The following is a 22,505-nucleotide window of genomic DNA, read 5'->3' on the forward strand; positions in this document are numbered from 1 at the left end:
AATGCCTGCCATCATGATCGGCAGATTTCGGTGGTTTCAGTACGTGAAGCCCCGTTGCCTCAGTGTCACCTCTAAGCCTACTGGTTTGCGCACGGAACAGGGCTGATATCGACCACGAACTCAATTAGGAATTCCGCGAACGCTCAAGTAGGATATTCTTTGTGCTCGCCCAAGTGGCGGAATCGGTAGACGCGCCGCACTCAAAATGCGGTATCGAAAGATGTGTGGGTTCGAGTCCCACCTTGGGCACCAAAGCAGATCCGCTGGCAGCAGTTTTCCAACTGCCGCCAGCGGATTTTTTGCGTCACCGGACACCAAGGCAGCTGCGCTCATCTTCGCCGGACGACACCCGGCGGAGGAAGGCGAAGGACCCATCCGCTCTTCGATGGAGATCGAAGCGCGGACGGGTCCTTGGGTTTCAGCCTGCCAGCCGAGGCCGAAGCGCTAGAGCGACTTGGGCACCGAGACGTTTTCCTCGGCCCACGGCCCGACCTTCTCGCGGGCCGGCATCGGCTTGCCGTTGACCAGCTGGCCGGCGTCGGCGAGGTCTCCGACCTTGTGCACGCGCAGCGAGTTGGTCGAGCCTGCCTGCCCCGGAGGGGAACCGGCGGCGATGCAAACGATGTCGTTCAGCTCGGCCAACCCCTCGGAGAGCAGTGCCTCGTCGACTTGGGCGGTCATCTTGTCGGTGTGGTCCGCGTAGGCGACCAGGCGGGCCTGCACGCCCCACATCAGGGTCATGATGTTGTAGGTCTGCTGCAGCGGGGTGAAAGCCAGCACCGGCTTCTTCGGCCGCAGGCGCGATAAGCGCCGGGCCGAGTCGCCGGACTGGGTGAAGGCCACGATGTACTTCGCGTCGAGCTGGTCGGCGATCTCCACCGCGGCACGGGTGATCGCGCCGCCGCGGGTCTTGGGCTTGGAGCCCAGGCGCGGGATGCGGTCCAGGCCGTGCTGCTCGGTGGAGGCGATGATGCGGGACATGGTCTCCACGGTCTCCACCGGGTAGGCGCCCACCGAGGTCTCCCCCGAGAGCATGACCGCATCGGCGCCGTCGAGCACCGCGTTGGCGCAGTCCGAGGCCTCGGCGCGGGTCGGGGTCGGCGATTCGATCATGGATTCGAGCACCTGGGTGGCGACGATGACCGGCTTCGCCCAGCGGCGGGCCAGCTCCACGGCGCGCTTCTGCACCACGGGCACGTCTTCCAGCGGCAGTTCCACACCCAGGTCGCCGCGGGCGACCATGATGGCGTCGAACGCGTTGATGATTTCCTCCAGCGCGTCCACTGCCTGCGGCTTCTCGATCTTGGCGATGACCGGCACGCGGCGGCCTTCCTCGTCCATGATCTCGTGCACGCGCTCGATGTCGCTGGCATTGCGCACGAAGGACAGCGCGACCATGTCGATGCCGGCGCGCAGCGCCCACCGCAGGTCGTCTTCGTCCTTGTCGCTCAGCGCAGGCACGTTCACGGCTACGCCGGGCAGGTTGATGCCCTTGTTATTGGACACCTCGCCACCGACGACGACCTCCGAGCGCACCTCGGTGTCGGTGACCTCGACGGCCTTGAGCTTGACCTTGCCGTCGTTGACCAGCAGGAAGTCGCCCACCTGCACATCGGAGGGCAGTCCCTTGAAGGTGGTGCCGCACAGGTTGCGGGTGCCTTCGACCTCCTCGATGGTGATGGTGAATTCCTCGCCGGCCTCCAGGATGTACTTCGCGTTGTCCTTGAAGCGGCCCAGGCGGATCTTCGGGCCCTGCAGGTCGGCGAAGACGCCGACCGCGCGGCCGATCTCGGCCGCCGCGTTGCGCACGTTCGCCAGGGACTGCGCGTGCATCGAGTGGTCCCCGTGGCTCATGTTCAGGCGGGCCACGTCGACGCCCGCCTTCAGTACCGCTACGGTGTTTTCATAGCTCGCCAGGGAGGGGCCCCAGGTAGCAACAATCTTTGCGCGTCTCATTCCGTCAGCCATATGCCTTTCATGTAAACCGTAGGCAAAATGCGGCCCACCCCGAGCGGGGTGTGCCGCATTCAAGCCTGTGACTCTCAAATGATGCTGATGGCCCTATCGGTTGGAGCTACGGGCGCGGGAAGCGTGGTCGAGCCCATGAGGAACTTGTCCACCGAGGCTGCGCAGGCACGCCCTTCGGCGATTGCCCACACGATCAGCGACTGCCCCCGACCGGAGTCTCCGGCGGCGAACACCCCGTCGGCGTTCGTCATGTAGTAGCCATCTCGGGCGACGTTGCCCCGGTTGTCGAATTCGGTACTGACCTGTTCGACCAACCCGGAATCTTCCGGACCGGTGAACCCGAGGGCAAGCAAAACCAGATCCGCCTTGATGACGCGTTCGGTTCCAGGCTTCGGGAGGCGCTTGCCAGCAACAAATTCTGTCTCTGCCACTGTAACACCGATCACGGTGTTCTGCTTACTTCCCTCGCCGCCGACGAAGTTGACGGTCGATGCCAGGTAGGTGCGTTCGCCGCCCTCCTCGTGGGAGGACTGCACCTCGAAGAGCACCGGCATCATCGGCCACGGGTGGTTCTCGCTGCGTTCGGTGCCCGGCTGCTTGCCGATGGCCAGCGTGGTGACGCTGGCCGCGCCCTGGCGCAGCGCGGTGCCGATGCAGTCCGAGCCGGTGTCGCCGCCGCCGAGCACGATCACATGCTTGCCCGCCGCGTCGATGCCGCGCTCGGACTTCAGGCCGGCGACCACGCGGTTGTTCTCCGTGAGGAATTCCATCGCGTGGTGCACCCCGCCCAGCTCGCGCCCCGGTACCGGCAGCTCGCGCGGCACGGTGGCGCCGGTGGCGACGATGACCGCGTCGTAGTCGCGGCGCAGCTGGGTCCAGGTGATGTCCTTGCCGATCTCGATGCCGGTGCGGAAGATCGTGCCCTCGGCGCGCATCTGCTCCAGCCGGCGGTCGATCACGTGCTTTTCGAGCTTGAAGTCGGGGATGCCGAAGCGCAGCAGCCCGCCGATGGCCTCGTCGCGCTCGTAGACGGCCACGGTGTGCCCGGCGCGGGTCAGCTGCTGGGCGGCGGCCAGGCCGGCCGGGCCGGAGCCGACGATCGCCACGCGGAACTCGGTGTGGCGCGCCGGCGGGGCGGGGGTGAAGTCCCCGCCGTCCATCAGGTGCTCGGCCAGCTCGGCCTCCACCTGCTTGATGGTCACCGCCGGCTGGTTGATGCCCAGCACGCAGGAGGCCTCGCAGGGGGCCGGGCACAGCTTCCCGGTGAGCTCCGGGAAGTTGTTGGTGCTCAGCAGCCGGGCGGCGGCGTCGTCCATCCGGTCCTTGTAGACCAGGTCGTTGAACTCCGGAATGAGGTTGCCCAGCGGGCAGCCGTTGTGGCAGAACGGCACACCGCAGTCCATGCAGCGCCCGGCCTGCGACTTCAGGGTGCCGGCCGCCTGGCGTTCGGTCACTTCCTTGTAGTCCATGAGCCGGATCGGCACCGGCCGCTTGGGCTGGGTGACCCGTTCGGTCACCGTCAAGAATCCGCGTGGATCAGCCACGGGTCACCTCCAGAATTTTGGTCCAGACCTCCGGCGAGTCGGGGTTGTCCCCGGCCGCGACGGCGTCGGTTCGCAGTTGCTGCACGGCCGCGAAGCCGCGCGGGATGATGCTGGTGAACCGGGCGCGGGTGCGCTCCCAGTCCAGCACCAGGCGCTGGGCCAGCGGCGAGGCGGTCAGCGCGATGTGCTCGGTGAGCAGCTCGAAGATGCGCTGGGCTTCCTCGTCGTCGATCCCGCGGATCAGCAGGTCGCCGTCCGCGGCGGCCAGCGGGTTCAGCGTGGCCGCATCGAAGTCCAGCACCCAGGCGGTGCCTCCGGAGAAGCCGGCGCCGAAGTTGCGCCCGGTGGGACCCAGGATGAGCACCTGGCCGCCGGTCATGTACTCGCAGCCGTGCTCGCCGATGCCCTCCACGAGCAGGGTCGCCCCGGAGTTGCGCACCGCGAAGCGTTCGCCCACGCAGCCGTTGATGAACAGCTGCCCGCTGGTGGCGCCGTAGCCCACCACGTTGCCGGCGATGACCTGCTCCTCCGGCGCGGATTCGGTGCGCTGCGGCGGGTGGATGGCGATCCGCCCTCCAGACAGGCCCTTGCCGACGTAGTCGTTCGCGTCCCCGGCCAGCGCGAGGGTGATGCCGGCGGGCAGGAACGCGCCCAGCGACTGCCCGGCGCGGCCGGACAGGTTCACCTTGATGGTGTCCGCATCCAGCTCGTCCAGCCCGAAGGTCTTGGTCACATGGTGGCCCAGCAGCGTGCCCACCGACCGGTCGGTGTTCACGATGTCCGCCTCGATGGACACCGGCAGCCGGTCGGCCAGGGCCGGCTGCGCGGCGGCCAGCAGGCGCTGGTCCAGGTGCGCTTCCAGCCCGTGGTCCTGACAGATCCGGCGGCTGCGGGCGGCCAGCGGCACCTCGGGCACGTGGGTGATGGCCTCCAGCGCCAGGCCGGCGACCTTCTGGTGCGCGGCCAGCTGCTGCTGGCTGACCTTGAGCAGCTCGACGCGGCCGACGACCTCGGCCAGGGTGCGTGCCCCGAGGCTGGCGAGCAGCTCGCGCACCTCCTGGGCCAGGAACTCGAAGAAGTTCACTACGAACTCGGCCTTGCCGGAGAAGCGCTCGCGCAGCACCGGGTTCTGCGTGGCCACGCCCACCGGGCAGGTGTCCAGGTGGCACACGCGCATCATGATGCAGCCCGAGACCACCAGCGGGGCGGTCGCGAAACCGAACTCCTCGGCCCCCAGCAGGGCGCCGATCAGCACGTCGCGCCCGGTCTTCAGCTGGCCGTCGACCTGCACGGTCACGCGGTCGCGCAGCCCGTTGAGGATCAGCGTCTGCTGCGCCTCGGCCAGGCCCAGCTCCCAGGGGGTGCCGGCGTGCTTGAGCGAGTTGATCGGCGAGGCGCCGGTGCCGCCGTCGTGCCCGGAGACCAGCACCACGTCGGCCTTCGCCTTGGCCACGCCGGCCGCGACGGTGCCGATGCCGGACTCGGAGACCAGCTTCACGTGCACGCGGGCTGACGGGTTGGCGCACTTGGCGTCGTGGATCAGCTGGGCCAGGTCCTCGATCGAGTAGATGTCGTGGTGCGGCGGCGGGGAGATCAGGCCCACGCCCGGGGTGGAGTGCCGGGTCTTGGCGATCCACGGGTAGAGCTTCTGGCTCATCAGCTGGCCGCCCTCGCCGGGCTTGGCGCCCTGGGCCATCTTGATCTGGATGTCGTCAGCGTTGGTCAGGTACAGGCTGGTCACGCCGAAGCGCCCGGAGGCGATCTGCTTGACCGCGCTGCGCCGCTCGGGGTCCAGCAGGCGCTCGGGGTCCTCGCCGCCCTCGCCGGTGTTGGACTTGGCGCCCAGCCGGTTCATCGCGATGGCAAGGGTCTCGTGAGCCTCGGCGGAGATCGAGCCGTAGCTCATCGCGCCGGTGGCGAACCGCTTGACGATTTCGCTCACCGGCTCAACCTCGTCGATGTCGATCGGGGTGATGCCGGCGGTGTCGAATTCCAGCAGCCCGCGCAGGGTCTTCAGCTCCTTGGCCTGGTCGTCGACGGCCTTGGTGTACTCCTTGAACACGTCGTAGCGGCGGGTGCGGGTGGAGTGCTGCAGCCGGAAGACGGTTTCCGGGTTGAACAGGTGCGGCGGGCCTTCGCGGCGCCACTGGTACTCTCCCCCGGTCTCCAGCTCTGCCGGCTGCGCGCCGCCGTCGATCTGCGGGTAGGCGCGGGAGTGCCGGGCGGCGGCTTCGGCGGCCACCACGTCCAGCTCGATGCCCGAGAGCTTGGTGGCGGTGCCGGTGAAGTACTGGTCCACCACACGCTGGGACAGTCCGACGGCCTCGAAGGTCTGCGCGCCGCAGTAGGAGGAAACCGTGGAGATGCCCATCTTGCTCATGATCTTCAGCAGCCCCTTGCCCAGGGCCTTGATCAGGTTGGCGCTGGCCTTCCCCGGGCCGACGCCGGGCAGCTCGCCGTGCTCCGCCATCTGCTCCACCGACTCCAGGGCCAGGTAGGGGTTGATGGCGCTGGCGCCGTAGCCGACCAGCGCGGCGATGTGGTGCACCTCGCGGGCGTCGCCGGATTCGATGATCAGCGACACGCGGGTGCGGGTGGAGCTCTTGAGCAGGTGGTGGTGCACCGCGGAGGTGAGCAGCAGCGATGGGATCGGCGCCCAGGCGGCCGAGGAGTCGCGGTCGGAGAGCACGATGTAGCGCACGCCGCGGTTCACGGCGGCGGAGACCTTCTCGCAGATTTCCTGCAGCCGGGCGCGCAGCTCGGACTCGCCGCCGGTGGGGCGGTAGAGCCCGCGGACCTTCAGCGAGTACTTGGCGCCGGATTCGTCGCGCAGGTTCACGATCTTTGCCAGCTGGTCGTTGGAGAGCACCGGGTAGTCCAGCGCCAGCTGGGTCTGCGGCACCCGTCCGGTGGCCAGCAGGTTGCCGTCGGGCCCGATGGAGGTGCCCAGCGAGGTGACCAGCTCCTCGCGGATGGCGTCCAGCGGCGGGTTGGTGACCTGGGCGAAGGACTGGGTGAAGTAGTCGAACAGCAGGCGCGGGCGGTCGGCCAGCGCGGCGATCGGGGTGTCAGTGCCCATGGCGGCCAGCGGCTCGGCGCCGTTCGCGGCCATCGGGGCCAGGATGATGCGCAGCTCCTCGGTGGTGTAGCCGAAGGTCAGCTGGCGCTGCAGCACGGAGGCCGAGTTGTGGCGCACATGCTCCAGATCCGGGAAGTCGTCCAGCGACTTCAGGTTCTGCGACACCCACTCGCGCCACGGCTTGGCGGCGGCGACCTGCGCCTTGATCTCGTGATCCTGCACGATGCGCCCGGCGTCCAGGTCGATCGCGAACATCTTGCCCGGGGCGACGCGCCCCTTGGCCAGGATGTGCTCCTCGGCGACGTCGATCACGCCGACCTCGCTGGCCAGCACCACCAGGTCGTCGTCGGTGACCCACCAGCGGGCAGGACGCAGGCCGTTGCGGTCCAGCACGGCGCCTGCCATCTTCCCGTCGGTGAAGCACACGGCGGCCGGGCCGTCCCACGGCTCGATGAGCATCGAGTGGTACTGGTAGAAGGCGCGCAGGTCCGCGTCCATGGCGGTGTCGTTCTCCCACGGCTGCGGAATCATCATCATGATCGCCTCGGCGACGTCGCGACCGGAGAGCATGAGCATCTCGGCGACCTCGTCGAAGGAGGCGGAGTCCGAGGCGCCGGCGGTGCAGATCGGGAACAGCTCCTCGGGCACTTCGCCGAGCAGGTCGGAGGCCAGCGTGGACTGCCGGGCGCGCATCCAGTTGCGGTTGCCCTTGACCGTGTTGATCTCGCCGTTGTGCGCGATGGTGCGGAAGGGCTGGGCCAGCGGCCAGGAGGGGAAGGTGTTGGTGGAGAAGCGCGAGTGCACGATCGCGCAGCGGCTGGCGAAGCCGGCGTCGGACAGATCCGGGTAGAACGGCTCGAGCTGGGCGGTGGAGACCATGCCCTTGTAGACGATGCTCTGCGAGGAGAACGAGGCGAAGTACACACCCAGCTTGTTGTGGGCGCGGCGGCGGATGCGCCAGGCGGCGGCGTCCAGCTCGCGCGAGGCGGCGGCGGACGCGGCGCCGCTGCGGGCGGCGACGAAGAACTGGGTGATGTGCGGCATCACGGCGCGGGCCGAGGCGCCCAGCACTGAGGCGTCCACTGGCACGTCGCGCCAGCCGAGCACGGTGAGGTTTTCCTCTTCGGCCAGGGCTTCGAGCTCTTCGCGGGCCAGCTGCAGTTCGGCGGCCTGGGCGGGCAGGAAGCCCATGCCGACGGCGTAGCTGCCGGGGGCGGGGAGGGCGAATTCGGCGACGCTGCGCAGGAAGGCGTCGGGCAGGTGGAGCAGGATGCCGGCGCCGTCGCCGGTGCCTTCGTCGGCGCCGATCGCGCCGCGGTGCTCCAGGCGGCGCAGGGCGGTCAGCGCGTGGGAGACGATCTGGTGGGATGCGGAATTCTTGAGCGATGCGATCATCGCCAGGCCGCAGGCGTCTTTCTCTGCGGCGGGGTCGTACAGGCCTTGCGCGGGTGGCACGGCGGAGAATCGGGTATAGGGCGAGGGGCGTCCCCCGCCAAAGCCTGGCGAGGCGTTCAACTGGACTCCGGTCATGCTCATGAGCGTGCCTTTCTATGGTTCAAGCAGGAAAGGCGGTCGGGCTGGCGAGGCTGCGCTGCGCGGCAGCAATGCTCGGTGCAGGGATCCATCGGCTGCCGGCCACCTGTGTTTCATCATCGTTCCCCAACACATCGAACGGGTAGCGCCGGTGGGCTCTACGGTCGAGGTCATGAGGGACGAACGGTTCCCACCTCGTTGTGGTTCACGCGCCGCCGGGCCTCCGCGGGGTGGGGAGGCTTGCAGTGCGGTGCGTGGGATCCAGACTACGCACGGTTTGTTTCTTTCGTGCGCACGGTTGTGTTTCCGGAATGTTAAAAGCACCTATGAACTTTCTGCGCTCCCCTGCCGGCTTCGCCGCCGAGGCTGGGCGCGAACCCCGCCGTTCTGCCCGAAACCGGCAGCCGCGCCATGTTTCGAAAATGTTGCGCGCGCAACGCCGCCGCGTTCGGCGCGCGGGCGAATGTTTCGCCCGATTGCGGGTTTTTGACGCGGGGTTTCGAGCAGGACGCGCGTTGTCGACGATTCGGGTCCTGCTGGCGGGCATGGCAAAGGGGGCCATCCTTGATGGATGGCCCCCTTGCCGGAGTTGCTTGATGCGGTGCGCTCAGCCCTTGGCCTCGGGGCCCTCGGGGCCCTCGGGCGAGCCCGAGTCGGCAGGCTTGTCGAAGTCGGCAGGCGTGTTCGAGGCGGAGGCGTCGTCGGCCCTCGCGTCCTGGCCCGCGTCCACGGCCGCCGGTTCGCGGCCCGGCAGGAAGATCGAGTCCTGGTGCTGCGGGCGCAGCTTGGCCAGCACGTAGATCAGCGCGACGGTGCCCAGCACGATCAGGCCGATGGCCAGCCACTGGTGGATGCGCAGGGACAGCGGGCCGATGGTGATGACTTCGGCCGGGTCCAGGCGCAGCGACTCGGTGAAGGTGCGGCCGATGCCATACCAGATCACGTAGCACCAGAACAGCGCGCCGCGGCGCAGCTGGAACTTGCGGTCCAGCCCGATCAGCACGAAGAAGCCCAGCAGGTTCCAGACCGATTCGTACAGGAAGGTCGGGTGGAACAGCGTGTCCGCCGGCAGCCCGGGCGGGAAGTTGTGGTTGCCCGGGTCGATCTCCAGGCCCCAGGGCAGGGTGGTCGGGGCGCCGAAGAGCTCCTGGTTGAACCAGTTGCCCCAGCGTCCGGCCATCTGCGCGAGCAGCACGCCCGGGGCGGCCGTGTCGGCGAACGCCGAGAGCCGGATCCCGGTGCGGCGGCAGCCGATCAGCGCGCCGACCGCGCCGAGCGAGATCGCGCCCATGATGCCCAGCCCGCCCAGCCACAGCTGCGGGATCTCAGCCCAGTGGGACTGCTGCCCGCCCAGGCCGAAGTAGTAGCCGGGGTCGGTGATCAGCACGTGGTAGAGCCGCCCGCCGACGATGCCGAACGGGATCGCCCAGATGACGATGTCCCAGAGCATGTCCGAATTGCCGCCGCGCCCCGTCAGCCGGCGGTTGGTCACCCACAGGGCGATCAGGATGCCGGCCAGGATGCACAGCGCGTAGGCGTGGATGGTCAGCGGGCCGATGGAGAACTTGGAGAACTCCGGCGGCGGGGACGGGATGGAGGCGGGCAGGGCCAGGGCAAGCTGTGCGGACAGGTTCATCCTAGGCGTGCTCCTTGGCGGCCGCGCCGCTCAGCTCCGCGGCCAGCGCTGCGACCGCTGCGACTCCCCCGTCGCGCAGCGCGGCAACCAGGGCGGTGCCCACGATCACCCCGTCCGCGTAGGCGCCGATTTCCTGCACGTGCTCGCGGCGCGAGACGCCCAGGCCCACGCAGGCGTTTTCCGCGCCGGCGGCATGGGCCGCGTCGACCACTGCCTGCGCCGCGGAGGACACCTCGGCGCGGGCGCCGGTAACGCCCATCAGCGAAACGCAGTAGATGAAGCCGGAGGAGGCGTCGACAGTGCGCTGCACACGCTGGGCCGTGGAGGACGGCGCGATCAGGAACACGCGCTCCAGCTCGTGCTTTTCGCTGGCCTCGATCCATTCGGCCGCTTCCTCCGGCACCAGGTCCGGGGTGATCAGCCCGGAGCCTCCGGCTTGCGCGAAGCGGCGGGCGAACTCGTCCACGCCCATGCGCAGCACCGGATTCCAGTAGGTCATGACCATCACCGCGGCGTCGGTGCGCGAGGTGATGCCGCGCACGATCTCGAACACGTCGGCCACGCGGAAGCCATTGGCCAGCGCCTGCACGGTGGCGGCCTGGATGACCTCGCCGTCCATCACGGGGTCCGAATACGGAATACCGATCTCGATGATGTCCACGCCGTTCTCGGCCAGCGCGACGGCAGCCTCGATGCTGGTGGGCACGTCGGGGAAGCCTGCGGGCAAATAGCCGATCAGGGCAGGGCGCCCCTCGGCGCGGGCCGCGGCGATCTTCTGGGCGCTGGTCACGCGGGTCATCTACTTCTCCTCGTCATCCGCTGCGGAGCGCTCGGCGGCCGCCGCGGCGCCGCTGATTTCCGCGTCTGCGTCTTTTTCGTCGATCATGTTGAACCAGGCGGCGGCGGTGCCCACGTCCTTGTCACCGCGGCCGGAGAGGTTCACGATGATGATGGTCTCTTCCGGCGTCGCGCCGTCGGCGACCAGCTTCTTGGCCAGCCGCATGGTGCCGGCCAGCGCGTGGGAGGACTCGATCGCCGGCAGGATGCCCTCGGTGCGGCACAGCGCCTTGAACGCGTCCATCGCCTCGGTGTCGGTGACCGGTTCGTAGTTCACGCGGCCGATGTCCGCCAGGAAGGCGTGCTCGGGACCGACCCCCGGGTAGTCCAGGCCGGCGGAGATCGAGTGCGACTCGATGGTCTGCCCGTCCTCGTCCTGCATCAGGTAGCTTTTCGCGCCGTGCAGCACCCCCGGGCGGCCCAGGGTGATGGTCGCGGCGTGGCGGTCGGTGTCCACGCCGTCGCCGCCGGCCTCGAAGCCGTACAACGCCACGTCCTTGTCATCGAGGAAGCCGTGGAAGATGCCGATGGCGTTCGAGCCGCCGCCGATGCACGCGGTGACCGCGTCGGGCAGGCGTCCGGCCTGGGCCAGGATCTGCTCGCGGGCCTCCTCGCCGATGACCTCGTGGAAGTAGCGGACCATCGCCGGGAAGGGTGCGCCGCCGGCGGCGGTGCCCAGCAGGTAGTGGGTGGTCTGAACGTTGGCGACCCAGTCGCGCAGCGCCTCGTTGATCGCGTCCTTCAGCGTCTGGGAGCCGACGGTCACCGGGATCACGGTGGCGCCCAGCAGGCGCATGCGCGCGACGTTCAGCGCCTGGCGGCGGCAGTCCTCGGCGCCCATGTAGACCACGCACTCCAGACCCATCAGGGCCGCGGCGGTGGCCGAGGCGACGCCGTGCTGGCCCGCTCCGGTCTCCGCGATGATGCGGGTCTTGCCCATGCGCTTGGCCAGCAGGGCCTGGCCGAGCACGTTGTTGATCTTGTGACTGCCGGTATGGTTCAGGTCCTCGCGCTTGAGGAAGATGCGCACGCCGTCGCAGTACTGCTGTGAGAAGCGCTTGGCCTCGGTCAGCAGCGAGGGGCGCCCGGAGTAGTTGGTGTTCAAGTCGCGTACCTGGGCGACGAACTCGGGGTCGTTCTTGGCCGCTTCGAAGGTCTCGTTCAGCTCGTCCATGGCGGCCATGAGGGATTCTGGCATCCATCGTCCGCCGTAGGCACCGAAGTACGGGCCGCTGGCGTGCTTAAGCGACTTCTGGTCGATCGAGTCGGCGTGCTCGGAGTGCTCCGGTGTGCTCATCGATTCCCTCTTTCCTTCAACGAAACGTCAATCGTGGTAGATTTCGTGCCCCGCCGGAAGCTTCCTGCGGGGCACGATCAGTTTGGTGGGCTGCGCCGTGGTCGGGGTCGTCCGCCTCAGCGCTGCGGCTTGGCCGCGGTTCCTGCCTGGATGAACTCCTGCACCGAGGTGCGCGGGTCGGCGTGCTTGACCAGCGCCTCGCCGACCAGGATGGCGTCGGCGCCGTCCGCGGCGTACTGGCGCACCTGCACGGTGGACTCCACGCCGGATTCGGCGACGATGACCGCGTCGGCCGGCAGCAGGTGGGCGAGCTTGCCGAAGTTCGCCGGATCAACGTCCAGCGTCTTCAGGTTGCGCACGTTCACGCCGATGATCTTCGCGCCCGCGGCGATCGCGCGCGCGATCTCCTCTTCGGTGTGCGTCTCCACCAGCGCGTTCATTCCCAAGTCATGGGTCAATTCTAGAAAGGTTCGCAGTCTCTGGTCATCCAGCGCCGCAACAATGAGCAACACGAGGTCGGCGCCGTGGGCGCGGGCCTCGTAGATCTGGTACTCGTCGACCGTGAAGTCCTTGCGCAGCACCGGGATGCTCACGGCCTGGCGCACGGCGTCCAGGTCGTCCAGCGAGCCGCCGAAGCGCCGGGCCTCGGTCAGCACGGAGATCACCGAGGCGCCGCCGGCCTCGTACTCGCCGGCCAGCACTGCCGGCTCCGGGATGTCGGCCAGCGCGCCCTTGGACGGGGACTTGCGCTTGACCTCGGAGATCACCCGCAGGACGGTGTCGCGCTGCGCGGGGTCGGCATGGCCCCCCAGGGCGGCGTAGGCGTCGAGCGCCGCCGGGGCCTGCGCGGCGCGCTGCTTGACCACGTCAAGGCTCTGAAGCGCGCGACGGGCGCCCAGGTCTTCCCGGACGCCCGCGATGATGTCATCAAGAACAGTCAACTTAGTGCGCTGCTCCGCTACGCGAACCGCCCACGCCGAAGCCCGCGGCCTTCAGCACGCCGCCGAGGACCAGGCCCAGGACGACGACGCCCATGGAGATCCAGAAGAAGGTCCAGTTCAGGTTCGCGAAGGCGATGCCGCCGGCAATCGCGCCGACCATCATGGTCAGGACGCAAGCCCAGGCTGCGACGGAGTTACCGTGGCCAATCTGCTCGGTGTATACCGGATCGATCTCGGTTTTCTGCGACATTGCTCGATGTCTCCTTGGTTGTTGTGGTGCGTGCGCCTGCCCGGTAGCCGGGCCTGCACGGTGATCTGCTTGCTTCCATTCTGCCATCTGAGTTCGCTTCAGTCCTATTCCTGCGGCGAACGTGTCGACCAGGTGGCCGGAATCACGTTCAGCGCGGGCCCTCGGTGGGGTCTTCGCCGTCGGAAAGCTGCTCCCAGCTGGAGATGTTCCGCGAGGAGGCGTCCTTGGGTTCAGCCGCGGTTTTCCCCGCCGACCGGGAATACTTGTCCGCCTTGACCGCCCAGCTGCGGGCGACGGCCAGCACCAGCACCGCCTGCACGCAGATCAGCGCTCCGCCGGCGATGGCCACCGCCGGCCAAGCGCTCACGGAGTACTCGGCGGCGTTCTGCGCCAGGCCGGTCGCGGTGGACACCGCAGTGAAGGCGGCGGCCTGCGGATCGGCCAGCGTGGCCACGCCGGCGGAGATGATCGCGAGGCCTGCCAGCAGGCAGATGGCGGCGATGATGTAGCGGGAGATCTTGCCGGCGATCAGCAAGGCCAGCGAGCCGGCGAGCACCGCGATGGACAGCGCGGTGGTGGCGGCCGCCGCGGCGGCGCCGTCGACCACGATCTGCGGGATCTGCACGGTGCCGGAGGCCACGTCGACAGTGATCCAGGTGCGGGTGGCGGACCACAGCACGATCACGGCGCCCAGCGCGCCGAGGAAGGCCAGGTTGCGGGCGGTCAGTTTCTGCTTCACTTGCTCTCATCCGGTTCGGTGATGGTGTGCGCGGCGCGCATGGACTGCGCGGCCCAGACGGCCCGCAGCGGCGCGGCCGCCTTGTTCACGGTTTCCAGGGCCTCGTCGGCGAACTTGGAGTCGTTCACGATGCCGCCGCCTGCCTGCACGTAGGCGCGGCCGTTCTTGAGCAGCGCGGAGCGGATCGCGATGGCCATGTCCATGTCCCCGGCGAAGTCCAGGTAGCCCACCACGCCGCCGTAGATCCCGCGGCGGTAGGGCTCGTACTGATCCAGCAGCTGCAGGGCGCGCGGCTTGGGCGCCCCGGACAGCGTGCCGGCAGGGAAGGTCGCGGCGAGCACGTCGTACGCGTCCACGTCCTCGCGCGCCTTGCCCACGACGTTTGAGACCAGGTGCATGATGTGGCTGAAGCGCTCGACCTCCATGAACTGGGTGACCTCCACGCTGCCGGCCTGGCAGACCTTCGAGAGGTCGTTGCGCGAGAGGTCCACCAGCATCAGGTGCTCGGCGCGTTCCTTCTGGTCGTTGACCAGCGACTTCTCATGCAGCTGGTCTTCCTCGTAGTTCGCCCCGCGCGGCCGGGAGCCGGCGATCGGGTGGGTGACGACGTGGCCGTCGTTGACGGTGACCAGCGCTTCCGGGGAGGAGCCGACGATCTGGAACGGCTCGCCGTGCTCGTTGACGAAGTTGAACAGGTACATGTAGGGGCTGGGGTTGGTGGCGCGCAGCACGCGGTAGACGTCCAGCGCGTCGGCCTGGGTTTCCAGCTCGAAGCGGCGCGAGACCACGATCTGGAAGACCTCCCCGTCCACGATCGCCGTCTTGGACTTGGCCAGCGCATCCAGGTAGCCGGATTCCTCCCAGGAGTGCGTGACGGAGGACATCAGCTGCTGAGCGGGCACGTCGGTGCCGGACAGCGCCGCGGCGGTGCCCGGCAGCGGGGCGTCGAGCTTCTCAAGCATGCCCTGCAGGCGCGTCACGGCGGCGTCGTAGGCCGCCTCGGCGCGTTCGTCGCTGTCATCGAAGTTGATGGCGTTGGCGATCAGCGTCAGCGTGCCCTCGGTGGCGTCGTGCACCGCCATGTCGCCGACCAGGTTCATGCTCAGCTCGGGCAGGTTCAGGTCGTCGGCCGGCGGGTGGGGCAGCTTCTCCCAGTGGCGCACGCAGTCCCAGCCGATGAAGCCGACCATGCCGCCGGTCAGCGGGGGCATGCCGGGGATCGGCTCGGTGTGCAGGGCGCGCACGGTGTCGCGCAGCACCTCGACGCCGATGCCGCCGGTGGGCAGGCCGGCCGGGGCGTTGCCCTGCCAGTAGGCCTGGCCGCCGCGGGTGCTCAGGGTGGCAGGCGAGTTCACGCCGATGAAGGAGTAGCGGCTCCAGACGCCGCCGGCCGCGGCCGACTCCATCAGGAAGGTGCCCGGGCGGCCGCCGGCCAGGGTGCGGTACAGGCCGATCGGGGTGAGCGAGTCGGCCAGCACCGAGACCGTCACCGGGATGACGCGGCGGGTGGCGGCCATGGCGAGGAATGCCTCGCGGGTGGGGGTAATCGTGCCGAGGGTTTTCATCTGTTTCTTCTTCTACGCGCTGATCGATGCTCTGGTCGTCCGGCCCGTGCGCGGGCCTTGGTGCGGGCGATGCCTGGGCAGTGCGGCCGGATCCGGTGCGGCCTAGGCCGGGCGGTGGCCGACGACGGCCGGCAGCTCGCGGCCGGTGAAGCAGGATTCGGTGCCGGTGTGGCATGCGGCGCCCACCTGGTCGACCTGCAGCAGCAGCGCATCGCCGTCGCAGTCCAGCGCCGCGGACTTGAGGAACTGGAAATGTCCGGAGGTATCGCCCTTGCGCCAGTACTCCTGGCGGGAGCGGGAGAAGAAGGTCACCCGGCCGGTGCCCAGCGTGCGGCGCAGGGCCTCGTCGTCCATCCAGCCGAGCATCAGCACCTTGCCGGTGTCGTGCTGCTGCACGATGGCGGCGAACAGGCCGTTGGCATCGCGCTTGAGACGCTGCGCGATCGCAGGGTCGAGTTCCGGGGATTCGGGGTCCGGGCGCGGACCCTCATGAGAAGTAGCCATCCCCTACAGCATACTGCGTGCGCGCCCGATCCCGTGCCCCGTGACCTGCGGGTTGACGCCGGCCGGGCCCGGAGGTGCCCGACACCCGCCGCGCATTGCGCGCACGGCACCGCGAAGCGTGCTAGTTTCAGAGGTGATGCACTTAGTTCACGCTTCCCGATTGGCGTTGGCCGAGACGCTGCTGGCCGCAGGTCCCACCGCCGAAACCCTGTGCGCCGGCTGGCAGACCCGCCACCTGGCCGCGCACCTCGTCCTGCGCGAGAATTCGTTGCTCTCCGCCGGCACGGTGTTCAAGCCGCTGTCCGGGAAACTGGAGGAGAAGCTGCGGCAGACCGCCGCCGAGGCGCAATCCCCCGAGCGCTACGCCGCGCTGGTGCGCCGCTTCCGCTCGGGGCCGGCGAAGTACTCGCCGTTCTCCATCGACAAGGTCGACCAGGCCGCGAACCTGAGCGAATACTTCGTCCACACCGAGGACGTGCGCCGCGCCCGCGGGCAGTGGGCCCCGCGCGTGCTGGACAAGGAGTACACCGAGATGCTCTGGCAGTCGCTGACCCGGATGTCCCGGCTGCTGTTCCGCAAGGCCCCGGTCGGCATCATCCTCACCCGCCCGGACGGCCAGCGCCACGTGGCGAAGAAGGCCCGCAACGCGGTGTCGATCAGCGGCCCGGTGCCGGAGCTGATGCTCTATGCGTTCGGGCGCACCGAGCACTGCCTGGTCACCTTCGAGGGCGGGGACACCGCGCTGGAAATCATCAAGCGCTACAAGCCCTCGCTCTAGTCCCCGCCGCCTGGACCCTCAGTGCCGCCTGGACCCTCAGTCCGCAGGCGTTCGCGACGGCGCAAAAAGTGCCGGCCCCCTGGTGGAAGGGGCCGGCGCTTTTCTGCCTGCGGCGTTAGCGGACCGGGTAGCCGGCCTCGCGGATCTTCTGCTTGACGCGGGCGATCATGTCGGTCGGGCCGAAGTGGAAGATCGAGGCGGCCAGCACCGCGTCGGCGCCCGCCTCGATGGCCGGCGGGAAGTCCTCCGGGCGCCCGGCGCCGCCAGAGGCGATCAGCGGGACGCTGACCTCGGCGCGCACGGCGCGGATCATTTCCAGATCGAAGCCGTCCTTGGTGCCGTCGGCGTCGATGGAGTTCAACAGGATCTCCCCCACGCCGCGCTCGGCCGCTTCCTTCGCCCAGGCCACCGCGCACATGCCGGTGCCCTGGCGGCCGCCGTGGGTGGTCACCTCGTAGCCGGAGGCGATCGACGGGTCGGTGGTGCGGCGCGCGTCCAGGGACAGCACCAGCACCTGCGAGCCGAAGCGCTCGGTGATCTCGTTGATCACCTCGGGGCGGGAGACGGCGGCGGTGTTGATCGAGGCCTTGTCGGCGCCGTTGCGCAGCAGCCGGTCCACGTCTTCCACTGCGCGCACGCCGCCGCCGACGGTCAGCGGGATGAACACCTCTTCGGCGGTCTGGCGGACCACCTCGTAGGTGGTTTCGCGGTCCGAGCTGGACGCGGTGACGTCCAGGAAGGTCAGCTCGTCGGCGCCGGCCAGGTTGTAGCGGCGGGCGAGCTCCACCGGGTCCCCGGCGTCGCGCAGGCCTTCGAAATTCACGCCCTTGACCACGCGGCCGGCATCGACGTCGAGGCAGGGAATCACTCGAATTGCAACGCTCATCGCGTATTGCTCCTTGGGTGCGGGCCGGCTAGATGCGGCAGGCGTGGATCTGGCTGACCAGGATGGCGCGGGCGCCCACGTCGTACAGCTCGTCCATGATGTTGTTGGTCTGCGACTTCTTGACCATGGCGCGCACCGCGCACCATTCGGAGTTCGCCAAATCGGAGACGGTCGGCGACTCCAGGCCCGGGGTCAGCGCGCAGGCCTGCTCCACCAGGTCGCGGCGCACGTCGTAGTCCAGCATCACGTACTGGCGGGCGACGAGCACGCCGCTCAGGCGCCGGGTGAGCACGTCCAGGCCAGCAGGCTGGTGGCCGATGCGGCCGATCAGCACGGCCTCGGAGGCCAGCAGCGTCTCGCCGAAGATCTCCATGCCGGCGGCCTTGATGGTGTTGCCGGTTTCCACCACGTCGGCGATCGCGTCGGCCACGCCCAGGCGGACCGAGGACTCGACGGCGCCGTCCAGGCGGACGACGGAGGCGTCGATGCCCGACTTCTCAAGGTAGTGGCGCAGCAGCACGTCGTAGCTGGTGGCGATACGCTTGCCGTTCAGCTGGCTGGCGTCGGTGTAGGCGCCGACCGGGGCGGCGAAGCGGAACGCCGACTTGCCGATGCCCAGCGGGATCAGCTCCTCGACGTCGTCGTCGACATCCGCGTCCAGGTACAGGTCGCGGCCGGTGATGCCCACGTCCAGGATGCCGCGGCCGACGTAGACGGCGATGTCGCGGGGACGCAGGTAGAAGAATTCAACGTGGTTGTCCTCGTCCACCATGACCAGTTCGCGCGAATCGCGGCGCTGGAGGTAGCCGGCCTCCTTGAACATGGTGGAGGCGATATCGGACAGGGCACCCTTGTTGGGCAGGGCTACGCGGAGCATAAGGTGACTCGTTTCAGGAGTGTGGCGCTGCGGCGTGGTGCCAAGAACAAGCGCCAAGGAGTGGTTTCGTTGGCCGTTGCTACTGCCGCCGTGCGTAGGCGCGGTGCGGATCGCCGGACAGGGATCCGACCGCGGCCGGCGCGACGGCTAGAGATGCTTGTAAACGTCGGCCAGAGACATTCCCTTGGCGATCATGAGGACCTGCACGTGGTAGAGCAGCTGCGAGATTTCCTCGGCGGCTTCCTGGTCCGATTCGTACTCGGCGGCCATCCACACTTCGGCGGCTTCCTCGACGATTTTCTTGCCGATGCCGTGGACACCGGAGTCGAGTTCGGTGACGGTACGAGAGCCTTCCGGGCGGGTTTGGGCCTTGAGCGACAGTTCGCTGAAGAGCTCCTCAAAAGTTTTCACATCCACCAGTCTAGCGTTTCGCGCGGTCGGGGCCGAACTCGGGGCCTGCTTTGTGACGGCTCGGCCCCGGGCCCGGACCCGGCCGCGCGGCGGTGCTCCGGCCGGCGGCTCAGGCCAGCGCCGCGACGGTCATGACCGCGGCGCTGTAGGCCTCGTAGCCCTTGTCTTCGCTGGAGTTCTCCAGTCCCGCGCGGTCCAGGCCCTGCTGCTCGGTGTCGCAGGTCAACACGCCGAACCCGATCGGGGTCTTGGTGTCCACGCTCACATTGGTTAAGCCGTTGGTCGCGGCCAGGCAGACGTAGTCGAAGTGCGGGGTGCCGCCGCGGATGACCACGCCCAGGGCGATGACCGCGTCGTAGTCCCCGGCCAGGGTGGCTGCGGCGACCGGCAGCTCGAAGGTGCCCGGGACGCGGATCAGCGTGGTGGACGCTTCAAGCCCGGCGTCCTTCGCTGCGCGCTGGGCGCCGTCGATCAGCCCGTTCATGATGACCTCGTGCCAGCTGGCCGCGAGGATGGCGACCTTCAGCTGGGAGAAGGCATCGCCGGCGGCCAGCGCCTTCAACTCCTCGGCGACGTTGGCGGGTGCTCCGTGCTTGCTCATGGTGGGATGTCCTTTGTTCGTGTCGGTGTCGGCGCTCAGGCGCCGTGGTAGGTTTGCGCCTGCGCCTCGTCCTGGGGCAGGTTCAACCCCAGCTGGTGGCCGAAGCGGGCCTGCTTGGTGCGCAGGTAGTCCTCGTTCTCGCGTCGCGGCGGCACCAGGCTGGGCACCAGCTCGGCGACCTGGATGCCGGCCTCGGTGAGCTTGTCCCGCTTGTCCGGGTTGTTGCTCAGCAGCCGGATGGATTGCAGGCCCAGCTTGGCCAGGATCGCGGCGACCGCGAAGTACTCGCGCGCGTCGGCCGGGAAGCCAAGGTGCAGGTTCGCATCCAGCGTGTCCAGCCCGCGCTCCTGCAGGGCGTAGGCGCGCAGCTTGTTGACCAGCCCGATGCCGCGGCCCTCGTGGCCGCGGATGTAGACCAGATGCCCGCCCTCGGCGGCGATCCGGGTCATCGCGGCCTGCAGCTGCTCGCCGCAGTCGCAGCGGTAGGAGCCGAGCACGTCGCCGGTGAGGCACTCGGAATGGATGCGCACCAGGTTGCCGGGCTCGGCGCCGTCCGGGCCCGGATGGCTGAGCACCAGGTGCTCGTGGCCCTCGACCAGCGCGGCGCGGGCGGTGAATTCGCCGAAGCCGGTGGGCAGCGCGACCGGGTCGGTGAGCTCGATTGCGTCGTTGATGCGGCGCCAGCGGGCCAGGTCGTCGATCGTGATCAGCGGCAGGCTGTGCTCGGCGGCGAAGACGCGCAGCGCGTCCAGCCGCATCATCTCGCCGTTGTCGTGGGTGATTTCGCCGATCACGCCCACCGGGGACAGGCCTGCGGCGCGGCACAGGTCCACGGCGGCTTCGGTGTGGCCGCGGCGCTCGAGCACCCCGCCGGCGGCGGCGCGCAGCGGGAAGATGTGCCCGGGGCGGTGCAGCTGCTCCGGGACGGTGTCCGGGTCGGCGAGCAGCCGGCTAGTCAGCGCGCGGTCGGCGGCGCTGATGCCGGTGCTGATGCCGCTGGCGGCGTCGCAGCTGACGGTGAAGGCGGTGCCCTTGGCGTCCTGGTTGATGCCGACCATCGGGGCCAGGCGCAGCGCGTCGGCGCGTTCGGCATCCAGCGGAACGCAGATGACCCCGGAGGTGTAGCGGATGGTGAAGGCCATCAGCTGCGCGGTGGCGTGCTCGGCGGCGAAGATGATGTCGCCCTCGTTTTCGCGGTCTTCGTCGTCGACGACCACTACGGCGCGGCCGGCGGCCAGCGCGGCCAGGGCGGCGGGGATGGAATCAAAGGATGCGGCAGCCATTAGTTTCGACCTCCAAAAGCGTTCAGGCGGGCGACGTACTTGGCCAGGACGTCGACCTCGATGTTGATGCGGTCCCCGACCTGGCGGGAGCCCATGGTGGTTTCGGCCAGGGTGATGGGGATGATGCCGACCTCCACCCAGTGCCCGCCGGCAGGCGTATCGGCCGGGGAGACGGCGGTGAGCGTCAGCGAGATGCCGTCCAGCGCGATCGAGCCCTTTTCCGCGGTCAGCGGGGCGTACTGATCGGGCACCGAGACGCGGAAGGTGGTCCACTGCCCGTGGTCCTCGCGGGCCAGCACGGCGCCGACCGCGTCGACGTGGCCCTGCACGACGTGGCCGTCGAGCCTGGCCCCGGCCGGGGTGCAGCGTTCGAGGTTCACGATGGAGCCCTCGGCCAGCTGGCCGGTGGTGGTGCGGTTCAGCGTTTCGCCCATGACGTCGACGCTCAGCGTGTCCCCGTCCAGCGCGGTGGCGGTCAGGCAGACGCCGTTGACTGCCAGCGAGCCGCCCAGACCCAGGTCCTCGGTGTGCCCGGGGGCCTTCAGGGTGAGGACCGCAAGGTCCTTGCGCGGATCGGTGGCGATGCCGGTGATGGTGCCGGTTCCGGTGACGATTCCGGTGAACATAGTTGGTGGTTTCCTTAGTCTGAAGTGCGTGGGACCGCTGGTTTTCGGGTGCGGCAAAGCCGCCGCCCGGGGCGCGGTGGTGGTGCGGGAGTGCTGGATGGCGCCTAGTTGTCCGGCAGCGGTTCCAAGTGCAGCATAATGTCGGGGCCGAGCCGGGCCAGCGTTTCGCCGCTGAAGGCGTCGATCCGGTAGGCGCGCGCGTCACTCAGGGTGCGGGTGGCGGCGATGTTCACCGAACAGTCCCCGGCGCCAATGATGACCGGTGCCTGGTAGCAGTAGATCTCGTCCGCGAGGTCGGCGGCGATGAAGGCCGAGGCGACGGTGGCGCCGCCCTCGATCAGCAGGTGCCCGTAGCCCAGCTCGCTCGCGCGGGCGATCAGCTCGTGCACCTCGCGGGTGCGCACCTGTTCCCAGTGCTCGTCGAAGGCCAGGGCCAGGGTTCCGGGCAGTTCACGGCGGCCCATGACCAGCCGGTGCGGCTGGCGCGGCAGCGCGGTGCCGTCGGCGGCGCGGGCGTTCAGCCGCGGGTCGTCGTGCACCACGGTGTTGGTGCCGACCACGATCGCGTCCACCCGGGCGCGCAGCGCGTGGGCGTGCGCCCGGGACTGCGCTGAGGTGATCCACTGGCTGGTGCCGTCCGGAGCGTTGATGCGCCCGTCCAGGGACTGGGCGGTCTTGACCGTGATGAACGGGCGGCCCTGTTCCTTGGCGCGGATCCAGCGGTGGTTCAGCTCGCGGATCGCGGAGGCCTCGCGCGCCTGGCTGACCTTCACGCCGGCGGCGGAAAGGTAGTCCGCTCCCCCGCTGGCGGCGGTGTCGTCGGCCTGCCCGTAGTGCACCGCGCCGAGGCCCGCCTGGGCGATGGCCGCCGCGCAGGGACCGGTGCGCCCGGTGTGGTTGCACGGCTCCAGGGTGACGACCATGGTCAGCGTGGCGGCGCGTTCGCGGGAGATCCGGCCCAGGCGGCGCAGCGCGTCGATCTCCGCGTGCGGGCTGCCGGCGCCCTGGTGGTAGCCGGTGGCGATCAGCGAACCGTTCTCGTCCAGGATGCAGGCGCCGACCAGCGGGTTGGCGCCGCGGTGTCCCCGGCGGGCGGTTTCCAGCGCGGTTTCAAGTGCCGCGTCGAGCTGCTGTTCGGTGGCCATGGCGG

19 protein-coding genes and 1 tRNA gene are annotated in these 22,505 nt (G+C 69.1%); 2 read left to right on the forward strand and 18 right to left on the reverse strand.

Annotated elements, in window-relative coordinates; translation table 11 throughout:
- The first annotated feature begins 167 nt into the window (after positions 1–167).
- Positions 168–252: transfer RNA gene (locus C1H84_RS02035), tRNA-Leu, on the forward strand.
- Positions 253–444: 192 nt separating this feature from the next.
- Here the strand turns inward: C1H84_RS02035 and pyk are convergent.
- The 11 genes from pyk to hisI all read right to left on the reverse strand — a co-directional run bounded on the left by pyk (position 445) and on the right by hisI (position 15,893).
- Complete coding sequence (pyk, locus tag C1H84_RS02040) at positions 445–1,956, reverse strand: pyruvate kinase (RefSeq protein WP_047120774.1); 1,512 nt, start codon at positions 1,954–1,956, stop codon at positions 445–447.
- 86 nt (positions 1,957–2,042) lie between these two features.
- On the reverse strand, positions 2,043–3,512 hold the full coding sequence (locus C1H84_RS02045) for a glutamate synthase subunit beta (protein WP_047119389.1): 1,470 nt from the start codon (positions 3,510–3,512) through the stop codon (positions 2,043–2,045).
- A complete protein-coding gene (gltB, locus tag C1H84_RS02050) occupies positions 3,505–8,127 on the reverse strand; it encodes a glutamate synthase large subunit (protein ID WP_425323554.1) in 4,623 nt (1,540 codons plus the stop codon). Before gltB ends, C1H84_RS02045 begins: the two co-directional genes overlap by 8 nt.
- Before the next feature lie 604 nt (positions 8,128–8,731).
- Complete coding sequence (lgt, locus tag C1H84_RS02055; protein WP_113606415.1) at positions 8,732–9,760, reverse strand: prolipoprotein diacylglyceryl transferase; 1,029 nt, start codon at positions 9,758–9,760, stop codon at positions 8,732–8,734.
- 1 nt (position 9,761) lies between these two features.
- Positions 9,762–10,559, reverse strand: coding sequence for a tryptophan synthase subunit alpha (gene trpA, locus C1H84_RS02060; RefSeq protein WP_047119391.1), 798 nt, complete (start codon positions 10,557–10,559; stop codon positions 9,762–9,764).
- Positions 10,560–11,894, reverse strand: a complete 1,335-nt coding sequence (gene trpB, locus C1H84_RS02065; RefSeq protein WP_113606416.1) for a tryptophan synthase subunit beta — start codon at positions 11,892–11,894, stop codon at positions 10,560–10,562.
- A 116-nt stretch (positions 11,895–12,010) separates the two neighbouring features.
- Entirely contained in the window at positions 12,011–12,835 is an 825-nt protein-coding gene (trpC, locus tag C1H84_RS02070; protein WP_053798330.1) for an indole-3-glycerol phosphate synthase TrpC, read from the reverse strand.
- 1 nt (position 12,836) lies between these two features.
- Complete coding sequence (locus tag C1H84_RS02075; protein ID WP_047119394.1) at positions 12,837–13,085, reverse strand: HGxxPAAW family protein; 249 nt, start codon at positions 13,083–13,085, stop codon at positions 12,837–12,839.
- A gap of 148 nt (positions 13,086–13,233) precedes the next feature.
- Positions 13,234–13,824, reverse strand: coding sequence for a Trp biosynthesis-associated membrane protein (locus tag C1H84_RS02080; protein ID WP_113606417.1), 591 nt, complete (start codon positions 13,822–13,824; stop codon positions 13,234–13,236).
- A complete protein-coding gene (locus C1H84_RS02085; RefSeq protein WP_113606418.1) occupies positions 13,821–15,389 on the reverse strand; it encodes an anthranilate synthase component I in 1,569 nt (522 codons plus the stop codon). Before C1H84_RS02085 ends, C1H84_RS02080 begins: the two co-directional genes overlap by 4 nt.
- Before the next feature lie 102 nt (positions 15,390–15,491).
- Complete coding sequence (gene hisI / locus C1H84_RS02090; protein WP_047119397.1) at positions 15,492–15,893, reverse strand: phosphoribosyl-AMP cyclohydrolase; 402 nt, start codon at positions 15,891–15,893, stop codon at positions 15,492–15,494.
- A 136-nt stretch (positions 15,894–16,029) separates the two neighbouring features.
- Here hisI and C1H84_RS02095 point away from each other — a divergent pair, with 136 nt between their 5' ends.
- Complete coding sequence (locus C1H84_RS02095) at positions 16,030–16,671, forward strand: TIGR03085 family metal-binding protein (protein WP_342352839.1); 642 nt, start codon at positions 16,030–16,032, stop codon at positions 16,669–16,671.
- 115 nt (positions 16,672–16,786) lie between these two features.
- Here C1H84_RS02095 and hisF read toward each other — a convergent pair whose 3' ends face one another.
- From hisF to ribD, 7 genes are all read right to left on the reverse strand, one after another.
- Complete coding sequence (gene hisF / locus C1H84_RS02100) at positions 16,787–17,557, reverse strand: imidazole glycerol phosphate synthase subunit HisF (RefSeq protein ID WP_053798336.1); 771 nt, start codon at positions 17,555–17,557, stop codon at positions 16,787–16,789.
- 28 nt (positions 17,558–17,585) lie between these two features.
- Positions 17,586–18,434 carry an ATP phosphoribosyltransferase gene (gene hisG / locus C1H84_RS02105; protein ID WP_047119400.1) on the reverse strand — a complete coding sequence of 283 codons (849 nt, stop codon included), beginning with the start codon at positions 18,432–18,434 and terminating at the stop codon, positions 17,586–17,588.
- Positions 18,435–18,581: 147 nt separating this feature from the next.
- Positions 18,582–18,845, reverse strand: coding sequence for a phosphoribosyl-ATP diphosphatase (locus tag C1H84_RS02110; protein WP_047120776.1), 264 nt, complete (start codon positions 18,843–18,845; stop codon positions 18,582–18,584).
- 109 nt (positions 18,846–18,954) lie between these two features.
- A complete protein-coding gene (gene ribH / locus C1H84_RS02115; protein WP_113606420.1) occupies positions 18,955–19,446 on the reverse strand; it encodes a 6,7-dimethyl-8-ribityllumazine synthase in 492 nt (163 codons plus the stop codon).
- 35 nt (positions 19,447–19,481) lie between these two features.
- On the reverse strand, positions 19,482–20,729 hold the full coding sequence (locus tag C1H84_RS02120) for a bifunctional 3,4-dihydroxy-2-butanone-4-phosphate synthase/GTP cyclohydrolase II (RefSeq protein ID WP_047119402.1): 1,248 nt from the start codon (positions 20,727–20,729) through the stop codon (positions 19,482–19,484).
- Entirely contained in the window at positions 20,729–21,355 is a 627-nt protein-coding gene (locus C1H84_RS02125; RefSeq protein ID WP_053798339.1) for a riboflavin synthase, read from the reverse strand. The genes C1H84_RS02120 and C1H84_RS02125 overlap by 1 nt, the downstream gene beginning before the upstream one ends.
- A gap of 104 nt (positions 21,356–21,459) precedes the next feature.
- Positions 21,460–22,500 (reverse strand): bifunctional diaminohydroxyphosphoribosylaminopyrimidine deaminase/5-amino-6-(5-phosphoribosylamino)uracil reductase RibD, encoded by a 1,041-nt coding sequence (ribD, locus tag C1H84_RS02130; RefSeq protein ID WP_047119404.1) that lies wholly within the window; start codon positions 22,498–22,500, stop codon positions 21,460–21,462.
- Positions 22,501–22,505 lie beyond the last annotated feature (5 nt).

It is taken from the genome of Glutamicibacter soli, from assembly GCF_003309065.1.
GTDB classification, from domain to species: domain Bacteria; phylum Actinomycetota; class Actinomycetes; order Actinomycetales; family Micrococcaceae; genus Glutamicibacter; species Glutamicibacter soli.